30 protein-coding genes are annotated in these 22480 nt (G+C 73.9%); 19 read left to right on the forward strand and 11 right to left on the reverse strand.

From position 1 onward, the window contains the following. Positions 1 to 84: 84 nt before the first annotated feature. Entirely contained in the window at positions 85 to 999 is a 915-nt protein-coding gene (locus tag ACIQ87_RS18755; protein ID WP_402407676.1) for a hypothetical protein, read from the reverse strand. 409 nt (positions 1000 to 1408) lie between these two features. Here ACIQ87_RS18755 and ACIQ87_RS18760 point away from each other — a divergent pair, with 409 nt between their 5' ends. The 11 genes from ACIQ87_RS18760 (at position 1409) to ACIQ87_RS18810 (ending at position 6516) form a co-directional block, all read left to right on the forward strand. Next, positions 1409 to 1720 carry a hypothetical protein gene (locus ACIQ87_RS18760; RefSeq protein WP_402407677.1) on the forward strand — a complete coding sequence of 104 codons (312 nt, stop codon included), beginning with the start codon at positions 1409 to 1411 and terminating at the stop codon, positions 1718 to 1720. Next, entirely contained in the window at positions 1644 to 2168 is a 525-nt protein-coding gene (locus ACIQ87_RS18765; RefSeq protein ID WP_402407678.1) for a DUF6879 family protein, read from the forward strand. Before ACIQ87_RS18760 ends, ACIQ87_RS18765 begins: the two co-directional genes overlap by 77 nt. Before the next feature lie 24 nt (positions 2169 to 2192). Then, on the forward strand, positions 2193 to 3041 hold the full coding sequence (locus ACIQ87_RS18770) for a helix-turn-helix domain-containing protein (RefSeq protein ID WP_402407681.1): 849 nt from the start codon (positions 2193 to 2195) through the stop codon (positions 3039 to 3041). Positions 3042 to 3138: 97 nt separating this feature from the next. Then, entirely contained in the window at positions 3139 to 3357 is a 219-nt protein-coding gene (locus ACIQ87_RS18775; RefSeq protein WP_402407683.1) for a hypothetical protein, read from the forward strand. After that, complete coding sequence (locus ACIQ87_RS18780; RefSeq protein WP_402407686.1) at positions 3354 to 3524, forward strand: hypothetical protein; 171 nt, start codon at positions 3354 to 3356, stop codon at positions 3522 to 3524. Before ACIQ87_RS18775 ends, ACIQ87_RS18780 begins: the two co-directional genes overlap by 4 nt. Before the next feature lie 23 nt (positions 3525 to 3547). Continuing rightward, positions 3548 to 3823, forward strand: a complete 276-nt coding sequence (locus ACIQ87_RS18785) for a hypothetical protein (RefSeq protein ID WP_402407689.1) — start codon at positions 3548 to 3550, stop codon at positions 3821 to 3823. A 6-nt stretch (positions 3824 to 3829) separates the two neighbouring features. Then, positions 3830 to 3979 carry a hypothetical protein gene (locus ACIQ87_RS18790; protein WP_402407693.1) on the forward strand — a complete coding sequence of 50 codons (150 nt, stop codon included), beginning with the start codon at positions 3830 to 3832 and terminating at the stop codon, positions 3977 to 3979. Positions 3980 to 4110: 131 nt separating this feature from the next. After that, positions 4111 to 4533 (forward strand): hypothetical protein, encoded by a 423-nt coding sequence (locus ACIQ87_RS18795; RefSeq protein WP_402407696.1) that lies wholly within the window; start codon positions 4111 to 4113, stop codon positions 4531 to 4533. Next, complete coding sequence (locus ACIQ87_RS18800) at positions 4530 to 5186, forward strand: hypothetical protein (RefSeq protein ID WP_402407699.1); 657 nt, start codon at positions 4530 to 4532, stop codon at positions 5184 to 5186. The genes ACIQ87_RS18795 and ACIQ87_RS18800 overlap by 4 nt, the downstream gene beginning before the upstream one ends. Continuing rightward, positions 5150 to 5995 carry a hypothetical protein gene (locus ACIQ87_RS18805; RefSeq protein WP_402407701.1) on the forward strand — a complete coding sequence of 282 codons (846 nt, stop codon included), beginning with the start codon at positions 5150 to 5152 and terminating at the stop codon, positions 5993 to 5995. The genes ACIQ87_RS18800 and ACIQ87_RS18805 overlap by 37 nt, the downstream gene beginning before the upstream one ends. Further along, a complete protein-coding gene (locus tag ACIQ87_RS18810; RefSeq protein WP_402407704.1) occupies positions 5992 to 6516 on the forward strand; it encodes a GNAT family N-acetyltransferase in 525 nt (174 codons plus the stop codon). Before ACIQ87_RS18805 ends, ACIQ87_RS18810 begins: the two co-directional genes overlap by 4 nt. A gap of 471 nt (positions 6517 to 6987) precedes the next feature. Here ACIQ87_RS18810 and ACIQ87_RS18815 read toward each other — a convergent pair whose 3' ends face one another. Then, entirely contained in the window at positions 6988 to 7527 is a 540-nt protein-coding gene (locus tag ACIQ87_RS18815; RefSeq protein WP_402407707.1) for an oleate hydratase, read from the reverse strand. 283 nt (positions 7528 to 7810) lie between these two features. Here ACIQ87_RS18815 and ACIQ87_RS18820 point away from each other — a divergent pair, with 283 nt between their 5' ends. Both ACIQ87_RS18820 and ACIQ87_RS18825 read left to right on the forward strand, forming a co-directional pair. Continuing rightward, entirely contained in the window at positions 7811 to 8374 is a 564-nt protein-coding gene (locus ACIQ87_RS18820; RefSeq protein WP_402407710.1) for a universal stress protein, read from the forward strand. Positions 8375 to 8380: 6 nt separating this feature from the next. Further along, positions 8381 to 8842, forward strand: coding sequence for a hypothetical protein (locus tag ACIQ87_RS18825; RefSeq protein ID WP_402407713.1), 462 nt, complete (start codon positions 8381 to 8383; stop codon positions 8840 to 8842). A gap of 203 nt (positions 8843 to 9045) precedes the next feature. On the opposite strand, the gene ACIQ87_RS18830 is transcribed toward ACIQ87_RS18825, so the two are convergent. Both ACIQ87_RS18830 and ACIQ87_RS18835 read right to left on the reverse strand, forming a co-directional pair. Continuing rightward, positions 9046 to 9474 (reverse strand): RNHCP domain-containing protein, encoded by a 429-nt coding sequence (locus ACIQ87_RS18830; RefSeq protein WP_402407715.1) that lies wholly within the window; start codon positions 9472 to 9474, stop codon positions 9046 to 9048. 28 nt (positions 9475 to 9502) lie between these two features. Continuing rightward, a complete protein-coding gene (locus tag ACIQ87_RS18835) occupies positions 9503 to 9871 on the reverse strand; it encodes an RNHCP domain-containing protein (protein WP_402407718.1) in 369 nt (122 codons plus the stop codon). Positions 9872 to 10154: 283 nt separating this feature from the next. On the opposite strand from ACIQ87_RS18835, the gene ACIQ87_RS18840 reads away from it, so the two are divergent. Then, positions 10155 to 10745 carry a GNAT family N-acetyltransferase gene (locus tag ACIQ87_RS18840; protein WP_402407859.1) on the forward strand — a complete coding sequence of 197 codons (591 nt, stop codon included), beginning with the start codon at positions 10155 to 10157 and terminating at the stop codon, positions 10743 to 10745. Between the two features lie 118 nt (positions 10746 to 10863). Here the strand turns inward: ACIQ87_RS18840 and ACIQ87_RS18845 are convergent, their stop codons facing one another. Beyond that, on the reverse strand, positions 10864 to 11847 hold the full coding sequence (locus ACIQ87_RS18845) for a S1C family serine protease (RefSeq protein WP_402407720.1): 984 nt from the start codon (positions 11845 to 11847) through the stop codon (positions 10864 to 10866). Between the two features lie 186 nt (positions 11848 to 12033). Between ACIQ87_RS18845 and ACIQ87_RS18850 the strand changes: the two genes are divergently transcribed. Continuing rightward, positions 12034 to 13077 (forward strand): Clp protease N-terminal domain-containing protein, encoded by a 1044-nt coding sequence (locus ACIQ87_RS18850; RefSeq protein WP_402407723.1) that lies wholly within the window; start codon positions 12034 to 12036, stop codon positions 13075 to 13077. A 48-nt stretch (positions 13078 to 13125) separates the two neighbouring features. Further along, entirely contained in the window at positions 13126 to 13806 is a 681-nt protein-coding gene (locus ACIQ87_RS18855) for a GPP34 family phosphoprotein (RefSeq protein WP_402407726.1), read from the forward strand. 93 nt (positions 13807 to 13899) lie between these two features. Here ACIQ87_RS18855 and ACIQ87_RS18860 read toward each other — a convergent pair whose 3' ends face one another. Further along, positions 13900 to 14316 carry a DUF3592 domain-containing protein gene (locus ACIQ87_RS18860; RefSeq protein ID WP_402407729.1) on the reverse strand — a complete coding sequence of 139 codons (417 nt, stop codon included), beginning with the start codon at positions 14314 to 14316 and terminating at the stop codon, positions 13900 to 13902. Between the two features lie 198 nt (positions 14317 to 14514). Here ACIQ87_RS18860 and ACIQ87_RS18865 point away from each other — a divergent pair, with 198 nt between their 5' ends. Beyond that, complete coding sequence (locus ACIQ87_RS18865) at positions 14515 to 15516, forward strand: right-handed parallel beta-helix repeat-containing protein (RefSeq protein ID WP_402407732.1); 1002 nt, start codon at positions 14515 to 14517, stop codon at positions 15514 to 15516. Positions 15517 to 15559: 43 nt separating this feature from the next. Here the strand turns inward: ACIQ87_RS18865 and ACIQ87_RS18870 are convergent, their stop codons facing one another. The 5 genes from ACIQ87_RS18870 to ACIQ87_RS18890 all read right to left on the reverse strand — a co-directional run bounded on the left by ACIQ87_RS18870 (position 15560) and on the right by ACIQ87_RS18890 (position 20211). Further along, positions 15560 to 16822: an NAD(P)/FAD-dependent oxidoreductase gene (locus tag ACIQ87_RS18870; protein WP_402407735.1), complete on the reverse strand. Its 1263-nt coding sequence runs from the start codon at positions 16820 to 16822 to the stop codon at positions 15560 to 15562. A 136-nt stretch (positions 16823 to 16958) separates the two neighbouring features. Beyond that, on the reverse strand, positions 16959 to 17390 hold the full coding sequence (locus ACIQ87_RS18875) for a nuclear transport factor 2 family protein (protein WP_402407737.1): 432 nt from the start codon (positions 17388 to 17390) through the stop codon (positions 16959 to 16961). A 7-nt stretch (positions 17391 to 17397) separates the two neighbouring features. Beyond that, positions 17398 to 18201 carry an MBL fold metallo-hydrolase gene (locus tag ACIQ87_RS18880; protein WP_402407740.1) on the reverse strand — a complete coding sequence of 268 codons (804 nt, stop codon included), beginning with the start codon at positions 18199 to 18201 and terminating at the stop codon, positions 17398 to 17400. Positions 18202 to 18312: 111 nt separating this feature from the next. Further along, the gene (locus tag ACIQ87_RS18885; RefSeq protein ID WP_402407742.1) at positions 18313 to 18879 is read right to left on the reverse strand and encodes a hypothetical protein; all 567 of its coding nucleotides are present in this window, start codon (positions 18877 to 18879) and stop codon (positions 18313 to 18315) included. Positions 18880 to 18939: 60 nt separating this feature from the next. Beyond that, positions 18940 to 20211 (reverse strand): MFS transporter, encoded by a 1272-nt coding sequence (locus ACIQ87_RS18890; RefSeq protein ID WP_402407745.1) that lies wholly within the window; start codon positions 20209 to 20211, stop codon positions 18940 to 18942. A 178-nt stretch (positions 20212 to 20389) separates the two neighbouring features. Between ACIQ87_RS18890 and ACIQ87_RS18895 the strand changes: the two genes are divergently transcribed. Further along, on the forward strand, positions 20390 to 21487 hold the full coding sequence (locus ACIQ87_RS18895; protein WP_402407748.1) for a DUF5937 family protein: 1098 nt from the start codon (positions 20390 to 20392) through the stop codon (positions 21485 to 21487). A 38-nt stretch (positions 21488 to 21525) separates the two neighbouring features. Continuing rightward, positions 21526 to 22380, forward strand: coding sequence for a PhzF family phenazine biosynthesis protein (locus ACIQ87_RS18900; protein WP_402407751.1), 855 nt, complete (start codon positions 21526 to 21528; stop codon positions 22378 to 22380). The last annotated feature ends 100 nt before the right edge of the window (positions 22381 to 22480 follow it).

Raw genomic sequence — 22480 nt, forward strand, 5'->3', positions numbered from 1 at the left:
TCGGGGCGACGGCGGGAAGGTGTGGTGTCTGTCCTGCGGCGACCGCTACGCCGGGCGCCCGGCCCAGGTCGGCGAAGACCACCTTCACCGCGACGACGCCCACCACGCCGCCCGGCTCCACGCCGACGACCACGAAGCCGAGATCCGCCGGTACATCACCGCCGAACGCACCCGGGAGACCCGCGAGAAGTCCGGGTGGACCAGCGGGTGTACGGCCTCGTCGCGGCGGCCACCGGCGAGGACCCCGACGGCTGGGTGTGGTGGGACGGCACCGGCTACCGGCTCGTCCCGGCCGGGGCCCGCCTCGGGGCCAAGGGCCGCCGAGTGCGCCGCCGCGTGGTCGAGCTGGTCATCGCCGCCGGCTTCCTCCAGCAGGACGAGCGCGGCGACGTGGTGGCCACCCCCGACGGCCGGGCCATGCTCCGTGTCTGGCAGCACCACCGCGCCGAGCTGGCCGAGCCGTGGCCCGCCCGTCACGAACCCCAGGCCCTGCCCCCGCTGCCCGGCGGCCAGGAAACCGCCCGCCGCCGCGAGACCGCCCGCCAGCTTGCCCTGGAGCTGGAGCACCAGGCCGCCGAGACCCGGGCCTCGTTCCTGCTGCTGCGCGAGCAGGCCGAGCAGCAGCGCCAGGCCGAGCTGGCGGCCAAGCGTCAGCGCCGCGAAGATGAACAGGCCGAGCGCGAGCGCGCGGAGCGGGCCCGCACCGGGGCGGACATCGACCTCACGTGGTCCGCGGTGGGTGCCGGCCGTTGGACCGTCACCGGGGCCGGGCACGACCGCCGGCTCGACGTCACCCTCAACACCACCGACTTTGCCGCCGATATGTACGAGGTCCGGGAGAACGGCCACTTCCACTCCCGCCACCGCTACGAGCACCAGGCCGAGGCCGCCGTCCGGCAACTGCTCGCCGATGGAGTCGAGATCGGGCAGCCGGCACCAGGCCCCACCCCTGCGGCCTCCGCCCGACCGTGCCCAATAGAACCCGCCGGCCGAGGGCACCAGGCCCCGCCCGCCCCGAACAAGAGGAACATCCCTGACCGTCTACCCCGACAACGTCCTCCCCGCCGGTTGATGAAACCCGTGGCTCGTCGCCCTCGACTGCGAAGGCCGCAGAGGCCGCTACCGGGGCGTCAGCGGCCTTGGGGAACAGATCGGCACCGTCGAGAAGGGATTCGATCGGCTACGTTGGGTAACGATGTGCGGGATCTCGCTCCTTCTTGAGCGCTGGTGCGGACGAGGCCTTGCCTTGGAGCCGAAGGGTTGTTGCTCCAGTGCTGGACTCGGAGTCGCCGAACTGGCTGTTCATCAGAAAGTGAAACGCCTGACACGGCCTCGGCCCGCGCGCGATCCTGTTCCTGCACCAACAGCCATGCAAGATCGCGCAAGTGAAGTGACAGGAGGGGTGGGCATGGCGATACGGTTCTTTGGTATCGACCCGGAGACCGGTCAGGGGAACAGCCCGACCATCTGGGTGGACGAGGGGGTCGGGGACTTGCTGGTCCAGAGCTACGTGGCCGACGAGGCGTCGATCGCTGGCGTGCTCGCGGCCGGCCATGGTCCGGACCACGAGAACACGATCCCGTCGCACGAGGGAGTGTTTCGGATTCCGGCCCGAATGGTGCCGATTCTCAGGAGGGCGTGTGATGAGGCAGAGCGTTCCCAGCTTCGTCGAGATGCTGAACTCGGCGAAGAGCACGGCGGTGCACCTGGAACTGCGTGACCAGTACGGCGTCGCCGAGGAAGCCGCCGAGCTCGCCAAGTGGCACCGTGGCGAAGCCGTCGATGTCGACCCCGACTCGGAGTACTGGAGCGGGTGGAGCGACCTCGTCCGCCGCACCGTTGCCCGAGGCGTCCAGGTCCGCCGGGCGCGCGTCGTGTCGGTGCCGGTGACGGATTACGTGCGGTACGAGCATCACATCACCAGCGTGAACCTGGCCATCGGCGAGCAGGTGCGTTGGCTGCCCCGCAGTGAGGCGTCGGGCCTCGCCCTGCCGGGCAACGACTTCTGGCTGGTGGACGGGCGCGCTGTCCGCTTCAACCTGTTCGATGGGCCCGGAGCTGCGTTGGACCCGCAGTACTCCGAGGATCCGGCGGTGGTCGAGCTCTGCGCCAACGCCTTCGAAGCGGTGTGGGAGCGCGGAGTGGAGCACGAGAAGTTCGCCGTCTGATCCAGTACGCAGGACCACCAGATCATGCCCCTGTCTCCGTCCTCCAGTGCGCAGAGCGCCCGCGAGACGATCGCCAAGAGATTGAAAGCGCTTCAGCAGGATGCCGGCCTCACAGGGCATGATCTGGCCCTACGAACAGGCTTCAGCGAGTCGAAGGTCTCGCGCATCGCGGGTGCCAAGACCCCGCCGTCGGCAGACGACATCCAACGATGGTGTGCAGCCTGCGGCGCGGAGGAGCAGGCCGCGGACCTGGTCGCTGCGAGCCGGGCGGCCGATGAGATGTACGTCGAGTGGAAGCGTCTTCACCGGACGGGGATGAAGCACGCCCAGGACGCCATCCTGCCCCTGTTCAAGAACAGCCGGCAGATCCGCATGTACTGCTCCAACGTCATGCCGGGGATCGTTCAGCGCCGTGAGTACGCGCGTGCGCTGATGGAGACCATCACGGCCTTCCAGAACACTCCGAACGACGTGGAGGCTGCCGTCGAGAGCCGACTCCAGCGAGGACGCTACCTTCACCAGGGAAGCTGCACCTACGCGTTCGTCCTGGAGGAAACGGTCCTCTACTACCCGCTCGGCGACGTTGCGGCCATGGCGGATCAGCTGCGGCACCTGCTGGAGGTCATGACCCTGCCGCGCGTCAGTCTCGGGGTGATTCCCTTCCGGGCTCCTCGCGTGATGTGGCCGCTCGAAGCCTTCTACATGTTCGACGATCGGCAAGTGGATGCCGAACTGCTGACCGCCGTCGTCAAGATCACGACACCGACCGAGATCGCCGCGTACTCGAAGGCGTTCAAGGCCCTCTCCGGCATGGCGGTGCACGGCCGTGAAGCTCGGACCCTCATTGAACAGGCAATCCACGCGCTCGGGTGAATACGTGCAAGACGATGCAAGATTGTGGCACCCTCTGTAGCCGACTCCCTACGGTCTATCACGCACCCCCACCGCCACGGCGAAGGAGGAGAGACCGATGGCGAGACACACCCCCAAGCGTGAGTACCGAGAGGTCGGGACCGGGTCGTCGAAGGCCGAGCTGCAGCAGCCCCCGGCCAGCTGGAACCCGCTGGACGACTACCGGGCGGCCAACCCTGCCGGGCAGGCCCCGTCCGTGGGAACACTGCTTCAGATCGCGGCCGTTCGGGCGTTCTGCGCCTGCGCCGACTGCGTGGCCCGCAGGGCGGCGGCGTGAACAGGGTGATCGAGGGCGCTCCAGTCCGCCACCTCACGGACGGCTGGACGGGCACCGTCGCGGAGACCCCGAGCCCGCTTGCCAACCACGCCTGGGTGAACCGGGACAGCTCGGCTGACCCCTACCCGGAGATGGTCCTCCTGGAGGACTTGGAGGCCGCGGATTGAACGCCTCGCTGCCCGTCCGCCGCGTGACCACGCCCCCTCCCGTCCGAGGGGACGTCCCGCCGCCGACGCCGGTCCGGATCACGGGCGAGGGGATGGTCGTGGACCGCCCGGACGGCTACCGGCAGGGGACCTGTTGGGCTTGCCACCGCGAAACATTGGTCTGCGCGGGCACCCTCCTCCAGGCCCCCGGTGAAACCCAGGGAACCTGCCACTCGATCTGCGACGACTGCATCGCCCGCGCCCGTCGGCCGCAGAGCCGCGCCGCGCTGCGGGCCGCGCTCGACAAGCGCCCGGTGTAGCCCGCCTTGGACGACGGACAGGAGGAGTACCGCGAGGCCGCCGACCGGGCTGCCCGAGGGCTCCCCACCCCGCTGCCGGTGGCCATCGCTCAGACGGTGGCACTGGTCCTTCTCGCGGTCGTGGCCACCGTGCTCATCGCTTCCGGCCGCTTCTGACCGTCGACTCGCCCCCCGGGGGGCGCCCCACGAACTCCCGGCTCATCGTGATCCCTGCGATGGGCCGGAGCACCACGCACGACTGCGCGTCCGTACCCGGGCGAGCAGAGCCAAACCGATTGGAGAGGCACGTGAGCACCGCCATCACCCTCGGCTCCACCGTGGAGCTGGACGAGTTGGGCAAGTTCTTCACCATCACCGCGCACCGGATCGACGCGGGCGACACCGCCCCGCAGATGTTCTCCGGCGCGATCGACGCGGCGTGGCACGCCCTCGTCGCGGACTCGGCCGCGCACGAGGCGTTCACCCTCCGGCACGCGGGCCGCAAGCTGGCCCACGTCGAGAGCGCGGGCAGCGGCTTCATCTCGTGGGTGAGCGCCTACGAGGAGGCGTACGGCCCCCTGCCGGAGGTGTGGTTCACCGACGCCAACGGCACGGTCAACGCCGAGGCCTTGGCCCGGTACCAGGACACCGGCGAGGTCTGGGCGGAGTGGGACTGCTCGCCCGCCGGCGGCGACGGCGACGACGTGGCCCCGGTGGCGTCCTACCTGTGATCACCGCACCGTTCGACGGAGCGTCCCGGCCCACCGCCGGGGCGCTCCGCCTCACCGAGGGCCGGACGGAGAATCCCGTCAGCGTGGACGTGGACGGCTACCTCGCCGACCTGTACGAGCATTGCCCGTTCCTCCGGCCCTCCATCCGCCGGGGCATGACCGGGTGGACCGTCTACGAGATCGCCCCGGGCAGCCACCGGTATGCGGTGGAGGCGGAGTTGTTCTACGCCGGGGTCCAGGCCGCGGAATGGGTCCGCCCGCTCATGGGCCGCCCGTTCGGCCTCCTCGCGTGCGAGAACGTGGTGCTGGTCGGGCACTGCGAGGGGGCGGACCACCGGGAGCTGATGGCCTGGCCGCACTGGGCCCTGAAGAACCTGTACGCCCCGGTCGGCGTGATGTTCGGGAAGTTCGCCCAGGGGGCGGTCGAGGCCGGCCGGCGCGGGCAGAGCATCCCGCCGCCGCCGTTCTCTTTCCTCCCGGTGCGGGCTGGCGTCCGGCCGTTGGACCCGAAGTTCCTGGAGGCGACTCCCGACCTCGCCATGGCGCTGTCTGTGGCTGTGGACGATGGCCGGGATGTCTTCGAGCACATCCCCTGCGAGTGGAAGGCAGTACGAGAATGGGCGAGTTCCCTTCCGAGGCCGGAGCGGCACTGAGGGCGGCGGAGGCCGCCTGTGGGGCGCTGGAGCTGAAGGAGGTCAGCGACCGGCGGGGGTCGGCGGTGTGGAAGGCCAGCGGGCCGCGCGGGGTGGTGGGCATCAAGCTCGGCACCGGCGAGGCCGCCGAGGTCACCGCCCGCGAAGCCTCCGTGCTGGACCAGCTCCCCGACTACACCGTGACCGTCGGTCGCTTCGACAGCGGGATCTGGTTCGTCACCCCGTGGCTGGCCGGACCGTCCACCTGGGACGTCTTCCGCCCCGTCCGCAAGGGCGAGGGCGGGCGGGTCGAAGCCCTGGCGGCTGCGGTCGACTTGTGCCAGGCGGTGGCCGACCTGCACGAGGCCGGATGGGTGCACGGCGACCTCCAGCCCCAGCACGGCATCCACGGGGAGGACGGAGCGGTGCGCCTGCTCGACTTCGCCTGGACGCGGCGGATCGGCAGCACCCCGTGGCCGAGGTTCGACGGCACGATGATCCACCTCACCGCGCCCGAACTGGCCACCCGGATCATCAACGGCCCCCAACCCGTCGAGACGACCCGCACCGCCGACGTCTACGCCCTCGCCGGAACCTTGTGGACCTGCGTCACCGGCACGTGGCCGCTGGACTACGCGAGCGCCGGCCTCGAAACGGGCACGCCGGTGGAGGAGATCCGCAAGGCCATCGCGCACCGGGCCGTCCCGATGTCCACCGCGATGCCCTGGCCCGCCCTCCAGGCCCGGCTGCGTTACGTCCTGCTGGCTTCCCCGGACGACCGACCCGCCGCCGCCGAACTGGCGAAGCTGATCGAAGCGGTGGACGGGTGATCGAGCTACGTGAGCTGGAGCCCGGCGACGACATCGCCCTGCTGCGGATCTACAGCGCGGAGTCGACCAAGTACCTGGGCCGGGCACCGATGGACGCCGACGAAGCCCGCCACTGCCTCCGAGACATCGTCGCCGCTGCGGAACAGTTGCCGCGCACGCTGTACGTGCTCGGCCTCGTCGTCGACGGGGACCTCCTCGGGGTCGTCAAGCTCCACCGGGACCGCCCGGTCGCCGCCCTCAGCTACATCCTGCGCGTGGACGCCTGGGGCCGGGGCCATGCGACCGAAGGGGTGCGGCGGATTCTCGACCTCGCCTTCGAATACCTCGCCCTCCCGAAGGTCCGCGCCAAACACCGCACGGACAACCCCGCCTCCGGCCGCGTCCTCCTCAAGGCCGGCTTCATACCGACCGGTGAGCACAACGGGTTCAGCACCTACACCATCGATGCCCCCGGCAGGCCGGCGGACCCGCAGACCACCAGCCGCATGAACCCCGGCCGAAGCGAGCGGTCGGCCATCTGATCTCCCGGGGCGTCGACACCCTCGACACCCCGGGCTCACCCGCCGGTTCAACCCGGCGGAAGGGTGCGCGAGGGGCGCGCGTACCGGTCGCCTCGGTCCGGCTCCCCGGTTCAGGGCCGGGGCGACCACCCCACGACTCCCCGCTCTGGCAGGCGGCCCAGACCCACCTGCCAGGGCGGGGCACCACGCCCGGCCACGCTGCCGGGGCGCGCACCGCGGACCGTGCTCCCCGCACCGCGCGCGCCGGTCCCCAAGATGTTCTGACAAACACGGGAGACCGGCCCCAAGCCTCTACGTCTGCGATTGGACCGACCGCCATGTACGCCAACAACCGGCGTGACCGGCAAGCCATGATTCAGCGCCTCGTCACGGCCGCGATTCCGGCAGTGGCCAAGAGGTACCGCGCCGGGCTGGGGGTCCAAGTCCTCGGAGAGATGTACGGATGCGACCCGAGGTGGCTGCGCAGGCAGCTCATCGACTCGGGGGAATCCCTGCATCGCGACGGACACCCCGGCCCGCCGCTGCCGTGGCAGCCGATCCCGCTGCCGAGCCACACGAGGGTGCCCTGATCTCGCGAGAATCCGCAGGTTCGGGAATCGTCCGGTAGACGAACTGCTTCTTGTGTTTGCCCAGGTCAGGGCGGAGATGTAAGGGTGTATCCTCACCCTTCAGCCAGTAGAACTCGTCGAGGACGGACGCGCCCTCGACCTCCAGCGAGGGCACCGAGCGGAAGAGGTCCCACAGGCACTCCATGTGGTCCTCCAGCTCGCGCCCGCCGCGGACCACGAAGCCCTTCTCGGGCACCTCGATCCCGTCCAGCGCGCCGCCGGCCAGCTTCAGCCGCTCCAGGACCGTGATCCGCTCGCCGGGCACCTGCCCGTCGCGGACCAGGAACGCCGCCCCGGCCAGGGCCGCGAGCCCCGAGCCCACGAACCAGGCCCGCTTGCGCTCGGCCCCCTCGGGCTTCCTCGGCCGGGCGAACGCCTCGTAGTTGCCGCTGCTGTAGTACAAGCCCGCGCTCCCTGGAAAGTTCGACATCGAACCGCCCGTCGGGCATGCCGGATCCCGGCGGGCCGTCTCCATCCACCCATCCGGTGGTGATCTTCGCCTGCTGAATGGGCCGAACGGGTGATGATCGGGTGGCAGGGGCACCCGGTGGGCCGGGTGCGCCGCGTATGGAGAGCGTTGGGAACGACCCCCGGAACGTCAGGGAGGCGTCAAGGAGAGCAGGTCAGCCCCGTCGGCGGCGGTTGGGTGGAGGACGGCGGAGAACGCGACCACACGAGGACGGATCATGCACGGCAACGGGCGGTACGAAGGCGGCGCGGCACCCAGGGTGGTGGTCGGGGTCAGCGGATCGCTGGGGAGCCTCGCGGCACTGCACCGCGGCGTCGCCGAGGCCCGCGAGCGCGGCGCCGTCCTGGTGCCGGTGCTCGCCTGGGAGCCGCCCGGCGGCGAGCACGGCTACCGCCGCTCGCCCTGCCCGCCGCTGCTCGCCGCCGTCCGGGAGGCCGCCGAACAGCGTCTGCGGGACGCCCTCGACGCGGCCTTCGGCGGCACCGACCCCGGGGTGCCGCTGCACCCGGTGGTGATCAGGGGCGAGGCCGGCCCCGCCCTGCTGCACGTCGCCGACCGGCCCGACGACCTGCTGGTCCTCGGCCGCAGCGGCGGCCCGCTGCGCCGCCGGCTGCGGCGCTCGGTGCCCGGCCACTGCGCCCGGAAGGCCGGCTGCCCGGTGCTGACCGTCCCGGTGCCCGAACTGCTGCACGACCTGCACCGGCTGGAGTCCGCGCACCGCCGCGCCCGCCGGCACCAGCCGGCCGGCCCCGCGCCCGAAGCCCTCGCGGCGAAGCGGTAGTCCGCGGTGCGGATGTACTCGGCCCGCCCCGGCGCCGGCCGCTACCGCCCGGTGCTGGAGCGCCTGTCGGTCCCCACCGCGGGCACGGTGGCGCTGCTGGGCGGCGGCGCGCTGGCGCTCGGCCTCGGGGCCCTGCGTGAACTACACTCCGGTCCGCTGCCGTTCCTCGGCTACCTGGTGCTGTGCGGAGTGGTCGGGCGTCGCTCCCGGCCGGGGGCCGCACCGCTGATCGGTCTGGCGGCCTGGCTCTGCTGCAACGTCTTCGCCGAGCACGGCCACGGCGAACTCGGCTGGGCGGGCCCGTGGCCGGAGGCCGGGCACTACGCGATGTTCACCGCGACCGCCCTGCTGGCGGCCCTGCCCGCCGCCCTGCCGCGCCGCACCGTACGGGTGTCGCGGTTGCGGTTCGACGGCCCTCGGTTCGACGGCCCTCGGTTCGACGACCCGAGGTTCGACGGTCGGCGCTGAGGTGCCGTCCACGGACGGTCCGCCCGTACGGGCGGACCTCACCGGGGAACCGGGGCTCCGGCCGGTATCCGGAGCCCCCGGCGAACCGGTGGAGGCAGGCGGCCCGGGCGCGCGGAGCGGTCGCCGGTTCGGACAGCGGGCCCGCCCGTACGGACGGGCCCGCCGCGACCACCCCGCGCGCCCCGGTCGGCCGCGGGCCCGGCCTACAGCGCGAGCAGGGCGCGGTGGGCCAGGGTGGTGTCCCGCAGTGGTTCGAGGGCCAGGCGGACCAGCGCCAGGGCGTTGTCGTCCCCGGCGATCCGGTTGGCGCTCAACTCGCCGCAGGACAGGCACTGGTGGATGATCATCCACTCGCCGTCGGCGCGGACCGACAGGCTCAGCACGGCCATCCGGCCGCCGCAGCCGGCCGCCCGGTCACCGGGCCTCCGGCCGTCGACATGACGGCTGGCCAGGCAGTTCGGGCAGTGGTTGCGGTGCGCGGTGCCGGGGGCGTCCAGGGGGACGTCCAGCCGGCAGTCCACGCAGCGGAAGGCGTTCGCCCGGTGACCGCCCTGCTCGTGCAGGACGTCCTTGTACCGCTGCGGGCGGCGGCCCTGTCGGCTCCGGCCGGCGGCGTTCTTGCGTCGTGGCACGCTTCGGTTCCCCTCTTCCGTGCGCGGCTCAGAGGGAGCCGAACGCTTCGAGCGGGAACGGCGGTTGGGCGAGCGGCCGGACGGCCATCCGCATCAGAACGAGCTGGTTGTCGTCCGTGCAGACCGGAGTGGACGTCAGCTCGTCGCAGCGCACGCACCGGTGGACGACCGTCCAGCCGCCGGTGCGCAGCACGGCGATGGCGATCGGCGACATCCGGCCCCGGCAGTCGCTCGGACCGCCCTCGACCTGGTCGAGGACGTGCCGTGACTGCAGGCAGGACGGGCAGTGGTTGCGCCGCGTGCCGTCGGCGGCGTAGGTGGAGACGGTCAGACCGCACCAGGCGCAGGCGAAGGTGGAGGTCTTCAGAGCGGGGGGAGTGCTGGAGGTGCTGGACACCCGGGGTGCTCCTTGCTGAGGGGTTTCTGCGATGACAGCAAGAGCAGGCCGAGTGGCCTCGACGGTTCGTCAGGCCTGGTCGTCAGGCGGTGTGGCGAGGCGCACTCGGCGCGGTCCGGGACATCAAGACACCCTCTCTGGTCGGGCGGTGGCCCGGGTCGATCGGTAAGGAACGGCGTGAGCCTAACCACGCGGATCGCACGGGCGCCAACGATTATTTCCGCCCGCGCCCACCCTCGCCGCCGGGCCGGAGATAAAGGGCGCGCAGGATGTCCGTGTGCAGATGACCAACGCGCCGCAGCCGGCGACCCTCGATGACGCGTCGTCAGTCAGTCGATTACTGGCCCTGGCCTTCGCCGACGACCCGATGATGTGCTGGTTCTTCCCCGACCCGGCCACCCGGCAGGCGGGGCTGGGCGGTTACTTCACCACGCTGTTCACCCGGCAGTACGTCCGGCACGGGGTGTGCGAGCGGACGGCGGACGCGGCCGCCTTCTGGGTGCCGCCGCAGGCGCAGGACAAGGCCGTGCCGGACGAGGAGACGCTTCGGGAGCTGGTCGAGCCGCTCGGCGACCGGGCCGAGCCGTTCCGGCAGTCCGTCGAGGCGGCCGCCGCCAACGCGCCGCAGGAGCCGCACTGGTACCTCGCGGTGATCGGCGCCGACCCCGTCGCCCAGGGCCGGGGGCAGGGGTCCGTGCTGCTGCGCTCGGGGCTGGCCAAGGCCGACGCCCAGGGGCTGCCGGTCTACCTGGAGTCCTCCAAGGAGGAGAACCTCGCGATCTACGGGCACTTCGGCTTCGAGGTGCTGGAGGAGGTCCGGCTGCCCGAGGACGGGCCGGCGCTCTGGGTGATGCGGCGTGGGGCCGGCGCGTAGCGGTGCCTTCGGGTCGGCACCGGTGGCGGCGCGGCCGAGACGAGCGGCGAGGTCGGCGCGGCCGAGACGGGCGGCGAGGTCGGTGGGGCCCGCGCGTAGCGGTCCCCCCGGGGCCCGGTCAGTCGTCGGCGGGCAGCTCCGCCGGGACGGCGAGCACGTCGACCAGGGCCTCGCCGCGCAGCACGGTGAGCGGGAGCGGGTGGCCGATCGCGTCGGCCAGCATCAGCCGCTGGAGGGCCTGGGCGCTGCCCATCGGCTCGCCGGCGGCGGTGAGCAGCAGGTCGCCCGCGTGCAGCCCGGCGCGGTCGGCGGGCGCGCCGGGCACCACCTCGACGATCCGCAGGCCGCCGCGCTGCCCGGTGCGGTGGCGCAGGGCGGGCGGCAGGGGCGCGGGCACCCCGGCGAGGCCGAGGTAGGCACGGCGGATCCGGCCGTCGGCGATCAGGGCCGTGACGATCCGTCGGCTGGTGGCGTCGATCGGGACGGCCAGACCGAGGCCGTTGCCGGCCACGGCCGTGGTGATGCCGACCACCGCGCCGTCCGCGGTGGCCAGCGCGCCGCCGGAGTTGCCCGGGTTGAGCGCGGCGTCGGTCTGGACCACGTTGTCGATGACCCGCACCGTGCTGCCGGAGCGGGCCGGGATCGAGCGGCCGAGGGCGCTGACCACGCCCGCCGTGACCGTCCCGGCCAGGCCCAGCGGGTTGCCGACGGCGACGACCAGCTGCCCGACCCGCAGACCGGTCGCCTCGCCGAGCGCGACCGGCGTCGGGGTCGGCCCGTCGGCGCGCAGTACGGCGAGGTCGGAGAGCGGGTCGGCGCCGATGGTGTGGAACGGGGAGGTGGTGCCGTCGGCGAAGGCCAGGGTCCCGGCGTCGGCGTGGCCGACGACGTGGGCGTTGGTGAGCAGGAACCCGTCCTCGGTGAAGACCACCGCCGAGCCGAGGGCCGTGCTGAACCAGCCGCCCCGGCCGCGCCGGGGGACCTGGAGCGCGGCGACCCGCGGGGTCAGCGCCGCGGCGACGGAGGTGACGATCCGGGAATAGGCGTCCAGCGGGGCCCGCGAATCGGGGGCCGGACCCGGGCCGGGGAGCGTGTCGGCCATGGTGCTCACCCCTCTCGCGGACGCGGTTCCCACGATGGCACCAGATGCCAACAACGGCGGATCGCCCTGTCTTCCACGCCCCGCGCCGCGGCACCTTCCTGACGCGTTCTTGACGTGCGGGTAATTATCAAGAGAAGGAAAAGCAGGAATATAGTCCGAGTAAAGCCGCCGTGGTGGGAGGGGCCGATGGACACGACCATGCTGGAGCCGGACTGGTGCGCGCTCGGAGAGCCGGGCGACGGGCGGTTGGGGACGGAACACCTCCTGATCGCCGTGGCCGGGGAGGTGGGCCCCGCCGGTGCGGCCCTCGCCGCCGCGGGGGCGGGCGCGGGCACCCTGCACGCCCTGCTCCGGGAGCGCGAGGGGCACTGGACGACGGACGAGGAGCCCGCCGCCGATTCCGCCCGGGACGGCGGGAACGGTCGGCCACTGAGCGCGGCCGCCGCCCGGGCCCTCGCCACCGCGACCGAACGGGCCCGCCGGGCCGGCGAACCGGCCTGCACCGCCGCAGACCTGCTGCGCGCCCTGCTCGCCGAAGAGCCCGACGGGCGCGACGGGCGCGATGGGCGCGATGGGTGCGATGGGCCCGACGGCCGCGACGGCCGGACCCGGGCCGCCGAGCTGCTGCGCGCGGCAGGCGTCGCGCCCCGGGCCGTCCTGGACCGGCTCGACGGCCGATTCGACGGCCGATTCGACGGCCGATTCGACGGCCGGCTCGACGGCCGACTTGAAGGCCCGCCCGCCGACCGGCCCGACGACTCCGTGCGGCAGGGCGGCGGCCTCGACCCGCTGCTGCGCCCCACCCGGGAGGCGATGCTGGCCCGCCGCGCGCACCCCGCGCCGCGCTGGAAGCGCGTGCTGCGGCCGGGCTCCTCCGGTCCGGCGGCCTGGATCCGGTCGGAGGCCGACGCCCAGGCCGAGCGCCTCGGGCGCCGGACGCCCGGCACCGAGCACGTCCTGCTCGCCCTGCTGGCCGTGCACGAAGTGGCCCGCCACGAGCCGCAGTTGGCGCAGGAGGGCGGCGCCGTCGAACTGCTCGCCGGGCTCGGCCTCGACTACGCCCGGGCGCACGCCGCACTGGACTCCGGCGGGGTGACGCTGCCCGCCGACCCCCGCTCGGTCGAGGCCTACCTCGCCGACGTCGCAGGTCAGGGCACTGATCGACTGCTCCGGGCGTTGCTCGAGGAGGACACCAGGGCCCGGCGCCTGGTCGAAGCACTGCGCGGTTGAGGCGCCGTCGGCGCAGCGAGCCGCGGTACCGAGAGGAAGGGGCACCCGATGCACGTCACCCTCGCCGAGGAGCTGATGCTGCTCTCGCTGGACGACGAGTCCGGCGTGGCGAAGGACGCCGCCACCGCCGCCTGGGCCGCCGCGGGCGGCATCCTGGCCGAGCTGGTGCTGGCCGAGCGGGTCGCGATCGAGGACGGCCGGCTCACCGTCGCCGACCGGACCCCGACCGGCGAGCCGCTGCTGGACGGTCGGCTGGCCCGGCTCGACGAGTGGGCCGCGGGGCGCCGCACCGGCAAGGCCAAGGCGGCCGACTGGCTGACCAAGGACCGTGCCACGGCCGTCGCCGACACCGTCGCGCGGCTGTGCGAGCGCGGCCTGGTGGTCGAGGAGCGGCGCCGCGCGCTCGGCATCTTCCCGGTCCGCCGCTACCCGGAGGCGGACGGCGGCGTGGAGCGCGAACTGCGCGAGCGGCTCGCCGCCACGGTGCTGAACGGCGCGGAGCCGGGCCTGCGCACCGCCGCCCTGGTGGCCCTGCTGCACGGCTCCCGGCTGCACCGGCTGGCCTTCCCCGAACTGCCCCGCAAGCAGGTCGAGCCGCGCTTCGCCGAGATCGCCGCCGGGGACGGGGCCGCCGAGTCGGTCCGCGAGGCGATCCGGAACATGCAGCTCACCATGGCCGCCGTCACCACCGCGGCGACGGTGGCGGCGACCACCGCCGCCACCGTCTGAGCGGGCGGGCGGGCCGCGCACCGAACCGCGTGGCCCGCCCGGCCCGCCCGACGCACCGTCCCGGGGGCCCGGTCGGAGCACCGCGTCATCCGGTCAGAGCACCGTGGCGCCGAGGGTGATCGAGCCGAGCACCACCAGCACCCCGAGCGCGAGGAACCCGTACTCCAGCCCCGCGCGTTCCCGCCCGTCGACCAGGATCTGCCGCGGGTCCGCCGGGTCGTAGCGCACCGGGACGAAGCCGCCGTCCGGCAGCGGGTGGCGAGTGGTGGAGGGGACGGGGGAGAAGACCTCGACCACCCGGCCGTCCTCGGTCTCGAACTGGAGCAGCGGCCGCGGTGGCAACGCGCGGTCCTCCGGTACCGGGGCCCGCTCGCGCACCAGCGCCCGTGCCGGGACGCCGACCCGGCGCAGCCGCCGCAGTTCGCGCAGGCCGACCGCCCCGGCGAGGTAGGCGACCACGCCGCCCAGCGCACCGAACACCACCACGGCGAACCCGGCCGTGCCGCCCATCGCCGCCTCCCTGTCCGAGACTCCGTGCCCGCAGGGAGTGCTGGGACTCCCGCGACTCCCCCCAGGGCTCCAGTATCACGCGGACGAGGCACCCTTGACGCCCCGGAATGGTCCAGTCCACCCTGGCGACGGCATGTTCCTGTCACCACCGGCCTCCGTCACCCCGGCCGGCCCCGACCACCGCAAGGAGCACCGTCCGTGACCCAGCGCCCCGCCGTCCCCGTCCTCCTCGCCGCTCTCACCGTCCTCACCCTCGGTTCGGCCGCCCCCACGGCCGTCGCCGCCGGCTCCGCCGCCCCCACGGCCGTGGTCAAGGCGACCGTGGTCAAGGTCGGCACCACCAAGCAGCTCCAGAGCGCGCTCGCCGCCGCCGCGCCCGGCCAGACCATCCAGCTCGCCGACGGCACCTACTCCGGCAACTTCAAGGCCACCACCCCCGGCACCGCGGCCGCCCGGATCACCCTCACCGGCTCGGCGAAGGCCGTCCTCACCGCCCCCAGCGGTGGCGGTTACGGCCTCCACCTCGACGGCGCGAGCTACTGGACCGTCCAGGGGCTGACCGTCACCGGCGGCCAGAAGGGCATCATGGCCGACGCCGCGAACCACGTGCTCCTGGACGGCGTGACGGTCCACCACACCACCATGGAGGGCGTGCACTTCCGCAACTCCAGCGCCTACGGCACACTGCGCGACTCGCGCGTCCACGACACCGGCCTGAGCGGGGACGGCATGGGCGAGGGCGTCTACGTCGGCACCGCCAACACCCTGACCGACCGCAGCGACCACGTGCAGATCACCGGCAACACCTTCGGCCCGAACATCGGCGGCGAGAACGTCGACCTCAAGGAGGGCACCACCGGCGGCCTGGTCTCCGGCAACACCTTCGACGGCGACGGCCTCACCGGGAGCCACTCGGACGACTCCTGGGTCGACGTGAAGGGCAACGGCTACGTCATCGAGAACAACACCGGCCGGCGCACCACGAACGACGGCTACCAGACCCACAGCCTCCAGCCGGGCTGGGGCTGCGGCACCGTCTTCCGCGGCAACCGCTCCGACCTCAGCGGCGCCACCGGGCCGGACCGGTACGCGATCCACGTGACCAACTACGACGCGGCGAAGTGCAAGGTCACGATCGGCGCGGGCAACACCGTCACCGGGGGCCGGGGCCTGGTGAACCCCGGCATCCCCGTCGGCTGACCGGTCCGGCCGACCGATTCAGCTGACCGATTCGGCTCGCCGACTACAGCGAGTCGAGCGGAACGTTCGGGTCGGCCAGCGCCTCGGCGTCCACCACCCGCCCCGAGCGCACCAGTTCGCGGATCGGGTCGGTGACGTCCCAGACGTTGACGTTCATCCCCGCGAGCACCCGGCCGCCGGAGAGCCAGAACGCGATGAACTCGCGGGCGGCCGGGTCGCCGCGGAACACCACCCGGTCGTAGCCGTCCGGTTCGACGTAGCCGACGTACTCCATGCCGAGGTCGTACTGGTCCGTGAAGAAGTAGGGGACACGGTCGTACACCGCGTCCGGCTGCCCGAGCAGCGCGCGGGCGGCGGTCTGCGGCTGGTTGAGCGCGTTGGCCCAGTGCTCGACCCGCACGTGCCGGCCGAACAGCGGGTGGTAGGCGTTGGCGACGTCACCGGCCGCGTAGACGTCCGGGTCCGAGGTCCGCAGGTGCTGGTCGGTCTTGACGCCGTTGTCGACCTCCAGGCCGGCCGCCTCGGCCAGGCCGGTGGCGGGGGCGATGCCGATGCCGACGACCACCGCGTCGGCCGCCACGGTGGTCCCGTCGGCGAGCCGCACACCGCTCACCGTGCCGCCGTCGCCGGTCAGTTCGGCCACCTTGACGCCGAAGCGCAGGTCCACGCCGTGCTCCCGGTGGAGGTCGGCGAAGACCTGGGCGACCTCCCGGCCGAGCACCCGCAGCAGCGGCAGTTCGAGCGCCTCCAGCACCGTCACCTCGGCGCCCGCCTCCCGCGCCGCGGCCGCCACCTCCAGCCCGATCCAGCCCGCGCCGATCACCGCGATCCGGGCCCCCGGCCGCAGCGCCGCCTTGATCCGGTCGCTGTCCTCGACCCGGCGCAGGTAGAGCACCCCGTCCTGGTCCGCGCCGGGCACCGGCAGCCGGCGCGGCACCGAGCCGGTGGTCAGCAGCAGCTTGCCGTACTCCACCTCGCCGTCGTCGGTGAGCGTCACGGTGTGCCCGGCCGGGTCGATCGAGGCCACCGCCGTGCCCAGCCGCAGCGTGACGTCGTGCTCCGCGTACCACTGCGGCGGGTGGACGTAGATCTTCTCCCGGGGCGTCTTGCCCTGTAGGTAGCCCTTGGACAGCGGCGGCCGCTCGTAGGGGCGCTCGTGCTCCTCGCCGATCAGGACGATGCCGCCCCGGTACCCGGCCTCGCGCAGCGCCTCGGCCGCCTTCGCACCGCCCAGGGACGCCCCGACGATGACGACCGGGCGCTCCCGCCCGCCCGCTCCGCTGGTCCCGGTGTCCGTGCCCGCCATGCTCGACTCCTCGTTCTCCGGCCGTGGTCGGGCCCAGCCTGCCGCCGTCCGGGTGGTCTGTCGAGACCGCGCCGGGCGCGCCGCACCGCGCTCGCCCGTACGGGTGAACGTGGGCCTCGGTGGGCCACGGCGGGCCTCACGCCGTCATCGCCTCCCTGACCAGCGCGGTGTCGGTGAACTGCTCGAAGCGGACGATCCGCCCGCCGCGCACGGTGAAGCGGTGGGCGACCCGGACCGCCAGCGGCTTCCGGGTGGCCTTGTGGACGGCCGTGTACCGGCCCAGCACCACCACCGTCTCCCCGTCGACCACGTAGGTGTCGTCGTGCGCCGTCCAGTCGTCCCACTCGGCGGCCAGCCGCTCCATCACGTTGGCGGTGACGCCCTTCGGCGTGCGGTAGGTGCCGGCCAGCGGGAAGCCGGCCATCTCGGTCCACTCCACGTCCTCGGCCAGGGTGGTGCGCAGCGCGGCCAGGTCGCCCCGGGCGGAGGCCAGGTACTGGCGGCGCACCACGTCGGCGGGGGCGGGCGACTCGGCGAAGGACGCGACGTCCCTGGGGATCTCGATCACCGCCCGCTCACCCCCAGGCCATCTCGCCCATGACGACCTTGGTGCCGATGTCCACCGCGATCCGCAGCCCCAGCTTCGGGAACCGCCGCTCCAGCGCCTCCTTGGCGGCGTCCGCGTCCGCGGCCCGGCCGATCTCGGTCTCGAAGGCGCGCAGGTAGGCGCGGGTGTGGTCGACGGCGTTCAGGTCGGTGGGCGCGCCGGCGATCCGGTGGCCGGCCGCGACCCAGGTCGGATGGAGTGCCTCGATGCCGTCCAACAGGTCGATCCACGCGGCCCGTTGAGCGGAGGTGGGGGTGTCGGCGGTCCACACGTGCAGGCCCTCGAAGAGCAGCACCCCGCCCAGCACGGCGCGGTGGTGGTGCTGCCAGAGGTAGTGCCGGTCCGGCAGGTGGAAGTCGGCGCCGCGCAGTTCGAAGCGGTGGCCCTCGAAGACCAGCTCGTCACCGTGCAGCACCTCGGGCCGCACCAGCCGGGTGGGCAGCTCGGGGCCCAGGTGCGCCCAGGCGCGCAGCTTGGCCTCGTACGTCTCCTGGATGTGCTCGACGGTCGAGGCGGTGGCCACGAAGCGGGCCTGCGGGAAGGCGGCCTGGACCTCCTGGGCGCCGAAGTAGAAGTCCGGGTCGCCGTGGCTGACGAAGACGGTGGTCAGCCGTCTGCCGCTCGCCCTGACCCGCTCCACCAGCCGGCGCCCGTCGGAGCGGGTGAACCCGGCGTCCACCAGCAGGGCGTCGTGGGGGCCGGTGACCAGGACGGAGGTCTTGTTGAGCGAGCTGTCGGGGCTGTCGATGATCTCGAAGTCGAGGGCACTCACGTTGTGGCTTCCTTCCTCGGGCCGCGCACGCCTCGCCGCCAGCATCGGCGCTCGGCGTGCCGTCCGCATCCGGAAGCCGGACGGGCCAGGGAAGGAGCGGCGGGACAGGCCCTAGCAGCGGGTCCAGAGCGTGAGGTCGCTGCTGGTGGCCACCGCGAGGGTCCGGCCGGTCGGGGAGAAGCCGGCCGCCCGGAAGGTGGACCGGTCGGCGTCCAGGACCAGCCACCAGCTCTCGCCGTGCTCGCCCTCCCACGGCCCCCGCCCGCTGGCGAGCAGCACCCGGTGGTGCGGCCACTCCGGGGCGGCCACGCTGACGTGCCAGCCGCCCTCGGCGGCGGTGTGCAGCCCACCGCCCCACAGCCCCGCCACCGGGACGCGCACGTCCGCGACCTGGCCGAGGCCGGGGCAGGCGAGGTCCGGGCCGTCCGGGTCCTCGACGGGCTCGTGGTCGCGCGCCAGCTTGAGGCCGGTCACCGCGTCGAACAGGCCGTGGCCGCCGTGCGAGACCGTCAGCACCAGGTCGTGCCCGCTCTCCGGGTGGACGGCGAAGCCGATGCCGATCAGTCCGCCGACCGCGAGCACCCCACGGCCGACCGGCCGCCACGGCTCCGGCGGGGCGGTCACCTCGGCGGCCATGATCCGGTCACGGAGGTGCCGCTGGTGCGGGGTCAGGGCCATGGCGCCGATCATCCCACCGGGACGGAGCCGCCGCGTCCGATCGACCGGCGCCGCCGCCGGTCAGCGCGCCCGGCCCAGCCGCAGCGCCGCGAGCGCCCCCAGCGCAGTCGCCGCGGCGAGCGACCCCCACAGCGCCCCGGAGCCGACCGCGAGCAGCGCCGTCAGCACGGCCGGCGCCGCCGCCCGGCCCACGCCCGCCGACAGCTCCCACCGCGCCAGCGCCCGCCCCAGCAGGTGCGGCGGGGCGACGGCCGTCACCAGCGCGGTGCCCGAGCCGGTGTAGAGGATCTCACCCAGCGTGTACAGCACCGAGACCGCCGCGATGCCCACCGTCCCCGGCACGCCGCCCACCGAGCCGGCCGCCCAGAAGCCCAGGTACGACACCGCCAGCAGCACCCCCGAGGCGGCGAGGACGGCGTGCCGCGAACGGTCCGCCAGCCGCAGCACCAGCGCCAGCTGCAGGGCGATCACCAGCACCGTGTTGCCGACGAAGATGCCCGAGGACCAGGCCGGCGAGGCGTGCAACCGCAGCACCAGCAGCACGGGCAGCGCCACCTCCAGCACGTCGAAGCAGAACGCGTACGGCAGGTTGGCGAGGCTCAGCAGGGTGATCCGGCGCAGCGGCTGCGCCCGCTCCGGCGAGTCCGCCGGCCGGTCCTGGCGCGGCGCCCGCACCCGCAGCGAGCCCACCAGCCCGGCCGCGCCCAGGCAGGCCACGCCCGTCACCCCGGCCAGCAGCCGGATCGCGCCCGCCCCGCCGCTCACCGCCACGGTGGCCAGCAGCGCGCCCGCGCCCAGACCGGCGTTGCGCAGCGACCGCCCGGCGGCCAGCGCCGCGTCCCGCAGCCGGCCCTCCGTCAAGGTGCTCACCACCGCCGCGTGGGTGGTCGGCCAGGACTGGCTGCCCACCCCGAACAGCACCGCCGCCGCCGTGAAGCCCGGCAGGCCGTCCGCGAGCAGCAGGGCCAGCGCACCCGCCGCCCGCAGCAGCAGGGTGACGGCGGCGGGCAGGGTCCGGGCGCCGCGGTCGATCCACCGCCCGGTCAGCGGTACCGCCAGCAGGCCCGCCACCATCCCCGCGGACAGCGCCAGCCCGGCCGCGCCCGCGCTCAGGTGCAGCATGCCGACGCCGTACAGCAGCAGGAACGGCCGCAGCAGCCCGCCGCCCACCGCGTCCACCACCAGCGCGACGGCGTACCGGGGCCCACCGGCGGCGGTCAGCGGGCCCAGCAGCGCGGACGGTCCCCGGCGGCCGGTACCGGTCGGCGCGGCGGGCGGCTCGCCGGGGCCGGCGGCGTGGTCGTGGACGGACTTCTCCCTGATCAGGCTCATGGCCGGTACCGTCCGCCCGGACCGGACCGCCTGGCACGCGGATTGACGCTTCCCGTCAATCGGCGCACGGCCGTTCCGGCAGGGGTGACAGCATCGTCGTCGTGAGTGAGCGAAGCGAGCACGTCATCGGGAGCAGCGGGCGGGCGAACGCCCCCGCCGAGTGCGGCGGGGCGGGCGCATGAGCCTGACGATCGACATCACCGGTCTGCCCGAGGAACGCCTGCTCTTCGCGCCGTCCCCGCTGGCCGAGCTGAACGCCATGCTGCACGTGCTCGCCGAGCCCGCGCACCACCCCGCGCTGCACGGCTGGGCCGGCTCCACCACCACCGTGATCCCGCCCGAGCTGTCCGAACGACTGCTGGAGGCCGACTTCCTCTGGCGCTCCTCGCGCGCCGACTTCCTCGTCCCCGGCCTGCCCGGTGCCACCCTCGACGAGGAGCTCGACGCCGTCGACCGGATCGACGACGAGCTGTACGTCGCCGCCGCCCTCGTCACCACCTGCGGTTCCTCCCGGCTCACCCGCCGGATGGGCTCCCCGCTCACTGACCCGGTCGCCAACGAGCGCGCCCGGGAACTCGCCCTCGCCCGCGGCCCCCGGCAGGCCGCCTTCGCCGACCGGCTCCTCGCCGACCCGCCGGCCGTCCGGGCCCTGGTGCGGCGGATGCTGGAGGACTGCCGGTCCGCGTTCTTCGCCGACGCCTGGCAGCGCGTCCTGCCCGACCTCGCCGCCGACGCCCGGCGCAAGGCCGACCTGCTCGCCCGCCGCGGCCTCGCCGAGGCGCTCGCCGACGTCTCGCCGTCCGTCGCCCTCGACCAGGGCGGGGACGGCCGGCGCCGGATCGTCATCGACAAGCTCCAGGACAACACCACCAGCGGTACCGACGCCGGGGGCGTCACCTTCGTCCCCACCGCCTTCGGCCGCCCGCACCTGCTGGTGGTGCACGCCCGCGGCTGGCGGCCCGTACTCCAGTACCCCGTCGCCGAGGCGGGCCTGCCCGAGCCCGTCTCGCTCGCCCTCGTCCAGCAGCGCCTGGAGGCCCTCGCCCACCCCGTGCGGCTGCGCCTCGCCCGGACCATGGCCCGCGGCCCGCACACCACCGGCGAACTGGCCTCCGCCTGGCAGCTCAGCGCGCCCGAGGTGTCCCGTCACCTGGCCGTGCTGCGCAAGGCTGGACTGCTGACCACCCGGCGGCGCGGGCGGTACATGCTCTACGAACTCGACCTGGCGGGCAGCGCCCGGCTCGGCACGGACTTCCTGGAGGCGGTGCTGCGGTGAGCGGGAACAGCCCGCGCACCCGGCGCGTTCGTCCGATCATGACCGACGCCGCTCCTGAGATCCTCCGCTACGCCGCCTTCGCCACCCGCCCCGAGGGCGGCAACCCGGCCGGCGTGGTGCTCGACGCCACCGGGCTGACCGACGAGCGGATGCTCGCCATCGCCGCCGAGGTCGGCTACTCCGAGACCGCCTTCCTGACCGCCGGCCCGGCCGAAGGGTCCTACCGCGTGCGGTACTTCAGCCCGCTCGCCGAGGTGCCGTTCTGCGGCCACGCCACGGTCGGCTCCGCCGTCGCCGTCGCCGAGCGCACCGGCCCCGGGAAGTACCTCTTCGAGACCGCGGCCGGGGAAGTCCCGGTCGAGGTCGAGCGCGGAGCCGACGGGCTGCTGCGCGCCACCCTCACCAGCGTCGAGCCCAAGGTCGAGGATGTGCCGGCGGCCGACGTGGCGCGGGCGCTCGCCCTGCTCGGCTGGTCCGCCGCCGACCTCGACCCGGCCCTGCCGCCCCGCGTCGCCTACGCGGGCGCCCGGCACCTCGTCCTGCCGGTCGCCACCCGCGAGCGGCTGGCCCGGCTCGACTACGACTTCGACGGCCTCGCCGACTTCATGCGTGCCCGCGACCTGACCACCCTGCAGCTCGCCTGGCGGCAGGGCCCCGAGGTCTTCCACGTCCGCGACCCGTTCCCGGTCGGCGGCGTGGTCGAGGACCCGGCCACCGGCGCCGCCGCGGCCGCCTTCGGCGCGTACCTGCGGGAGCTCGGCGCGGTGGGCGCCCCGGCGGTGCTGACGCTCCACCAGGGCGACGACCTGGGCCGTCCGGGCCTGCTGCGGGTCGAACTGCGGGCCGAGGACACCCGGGTGCGGGTCTCGGGCACCGCGGTGGCCATCGGTTAGTACGGCGCGCCGGCCTCGGGGCGGGGGCTGCGCCACGACCAGCTCGCCCTCGCCCCGGGGCTCCTCGACATCGGCACCACCGTGCCCGATCGCCGTGCCA

Source organism: Kitasatospora sp. NPDC096204, from assembly GCF_044763205.1.
Taxonomy (GTDB): domain Bacteria; phylum Actinomycetota; class Actinomycetes; order Streptomycetales; family Streptomycetaceae; genus Kitasatospora.

Coding starts and splice junctions, on each gene's coding strand:
- ACIQ87_RS18760 (WP_402407677.1), top strand. CDS start 1,409: ATGGCGATACGGTTCTTTGGTATCGACCCGGAGACCGGTCAGGGGAAC.
- ACIQ87_RS18765 (WP_402407678.1), top strand. CDS start 1,644: ATGAGGCAGAGCGTTCCCAGCTTCGTCGAGATGCTGAACTCGGCGAAG.
- ACIQ87_RS18770 (WP_402407681.1), top strand. CDS start 2,193: ATGCCCCTGTCTCCGTCCTCCAGTGCGCAGAGCGCCCGCGAGACGATC.
- ACIQ87_RS18775 (WP_402407683.1), top strand. CDS start 3,139: ATGGCGAGACACACCCCCAAGCGTGAGTACCGAGAGGTCGGGACCGGG.
- ACIQ87_RS18805 (WP_402407701.1), top strand. CDS start 5,150: ATGGGCGAGTTCCCTTCCGAGGCCGGAGCGGCACTGAGGGCGGCGGAG.
- ACIQ87_RS18820 (WP_402407710.1), top strand. CDS start 7,811: ATGCACGGCAACGGGCGGTACGAAGGCGGCGCGGCACCCAGGGTGGTG.
- ACIQ87_RS18840 (WP_402407859.1), top strand. CDS start 10,155: ATGACCAACGCGCCGCAGCCGGCGACCCTCGATGACGCGTCGTCAGTC.
- ACIQ87_RS18845 (WP_402407720.1), bottom strand. CDS start 11,847: ATGGCCGACACGCTCCCCGGCCCGGGTCCGGCCCCCGATTCGCGGGCC.
- ACIQ87_RS18850 (WP_402407723.1), top strand. CDS start 12,034: ATGGACACGACCATGCTGGAGCCGGACTGGTGCGCGCTCGGAGAGCCG.
- ACIQ87_RS18855 (WP_402407726.1), top strand. CDS start 13,126: ATGCACGTCACCCTCGCCGAGGAGCTGATGCTGCTCTCGCTGGACGAC.
- ACIQ87_RS18860 (WP_402407729.1), bottom strand. CDS start 14,316: ATGGGCGGCACGGCCGGGTTCGCCGTGGTGGTGTTCGGTGCGCTGGGC.
- ACIQ87_RS18870 (WP_402407735.1), bottom strand. CDS start 16,822: ATGGCGGGCACGGACACCGGGACCAGCGGAGCGGGCGGGCGGGAGCGC.
- ACIQ87_RS18885 (WP_402407742.1), bottom strand. CDS start 18,879: ATGGCCCTGACCCCGCACCAGCGGCACCTCCGTGACCGGATCATGGCC.
- ACIQ87_RS18890 (WP_402407745.1), bottom strand. CDS start 20,211: ATGAGCCTGATCAGGGAGAAGTCCGTCCACGACCACGCCGCCGGCCCC.
- ACIQ87_RS18895 (WP_402407748.1), top strand. CDS start 20,390: ATGAGCCTGACGATCGACATCACCGGTCTGCCCGAGGAACGCCTGCTC.
- ACIQ87_RS18900 (WP_402407751.1), top strand. CDS start 21,526: ATGACCGACGCCGCTCCTGAGATCCTCCGCTACGCCGCCTTCGCCACC.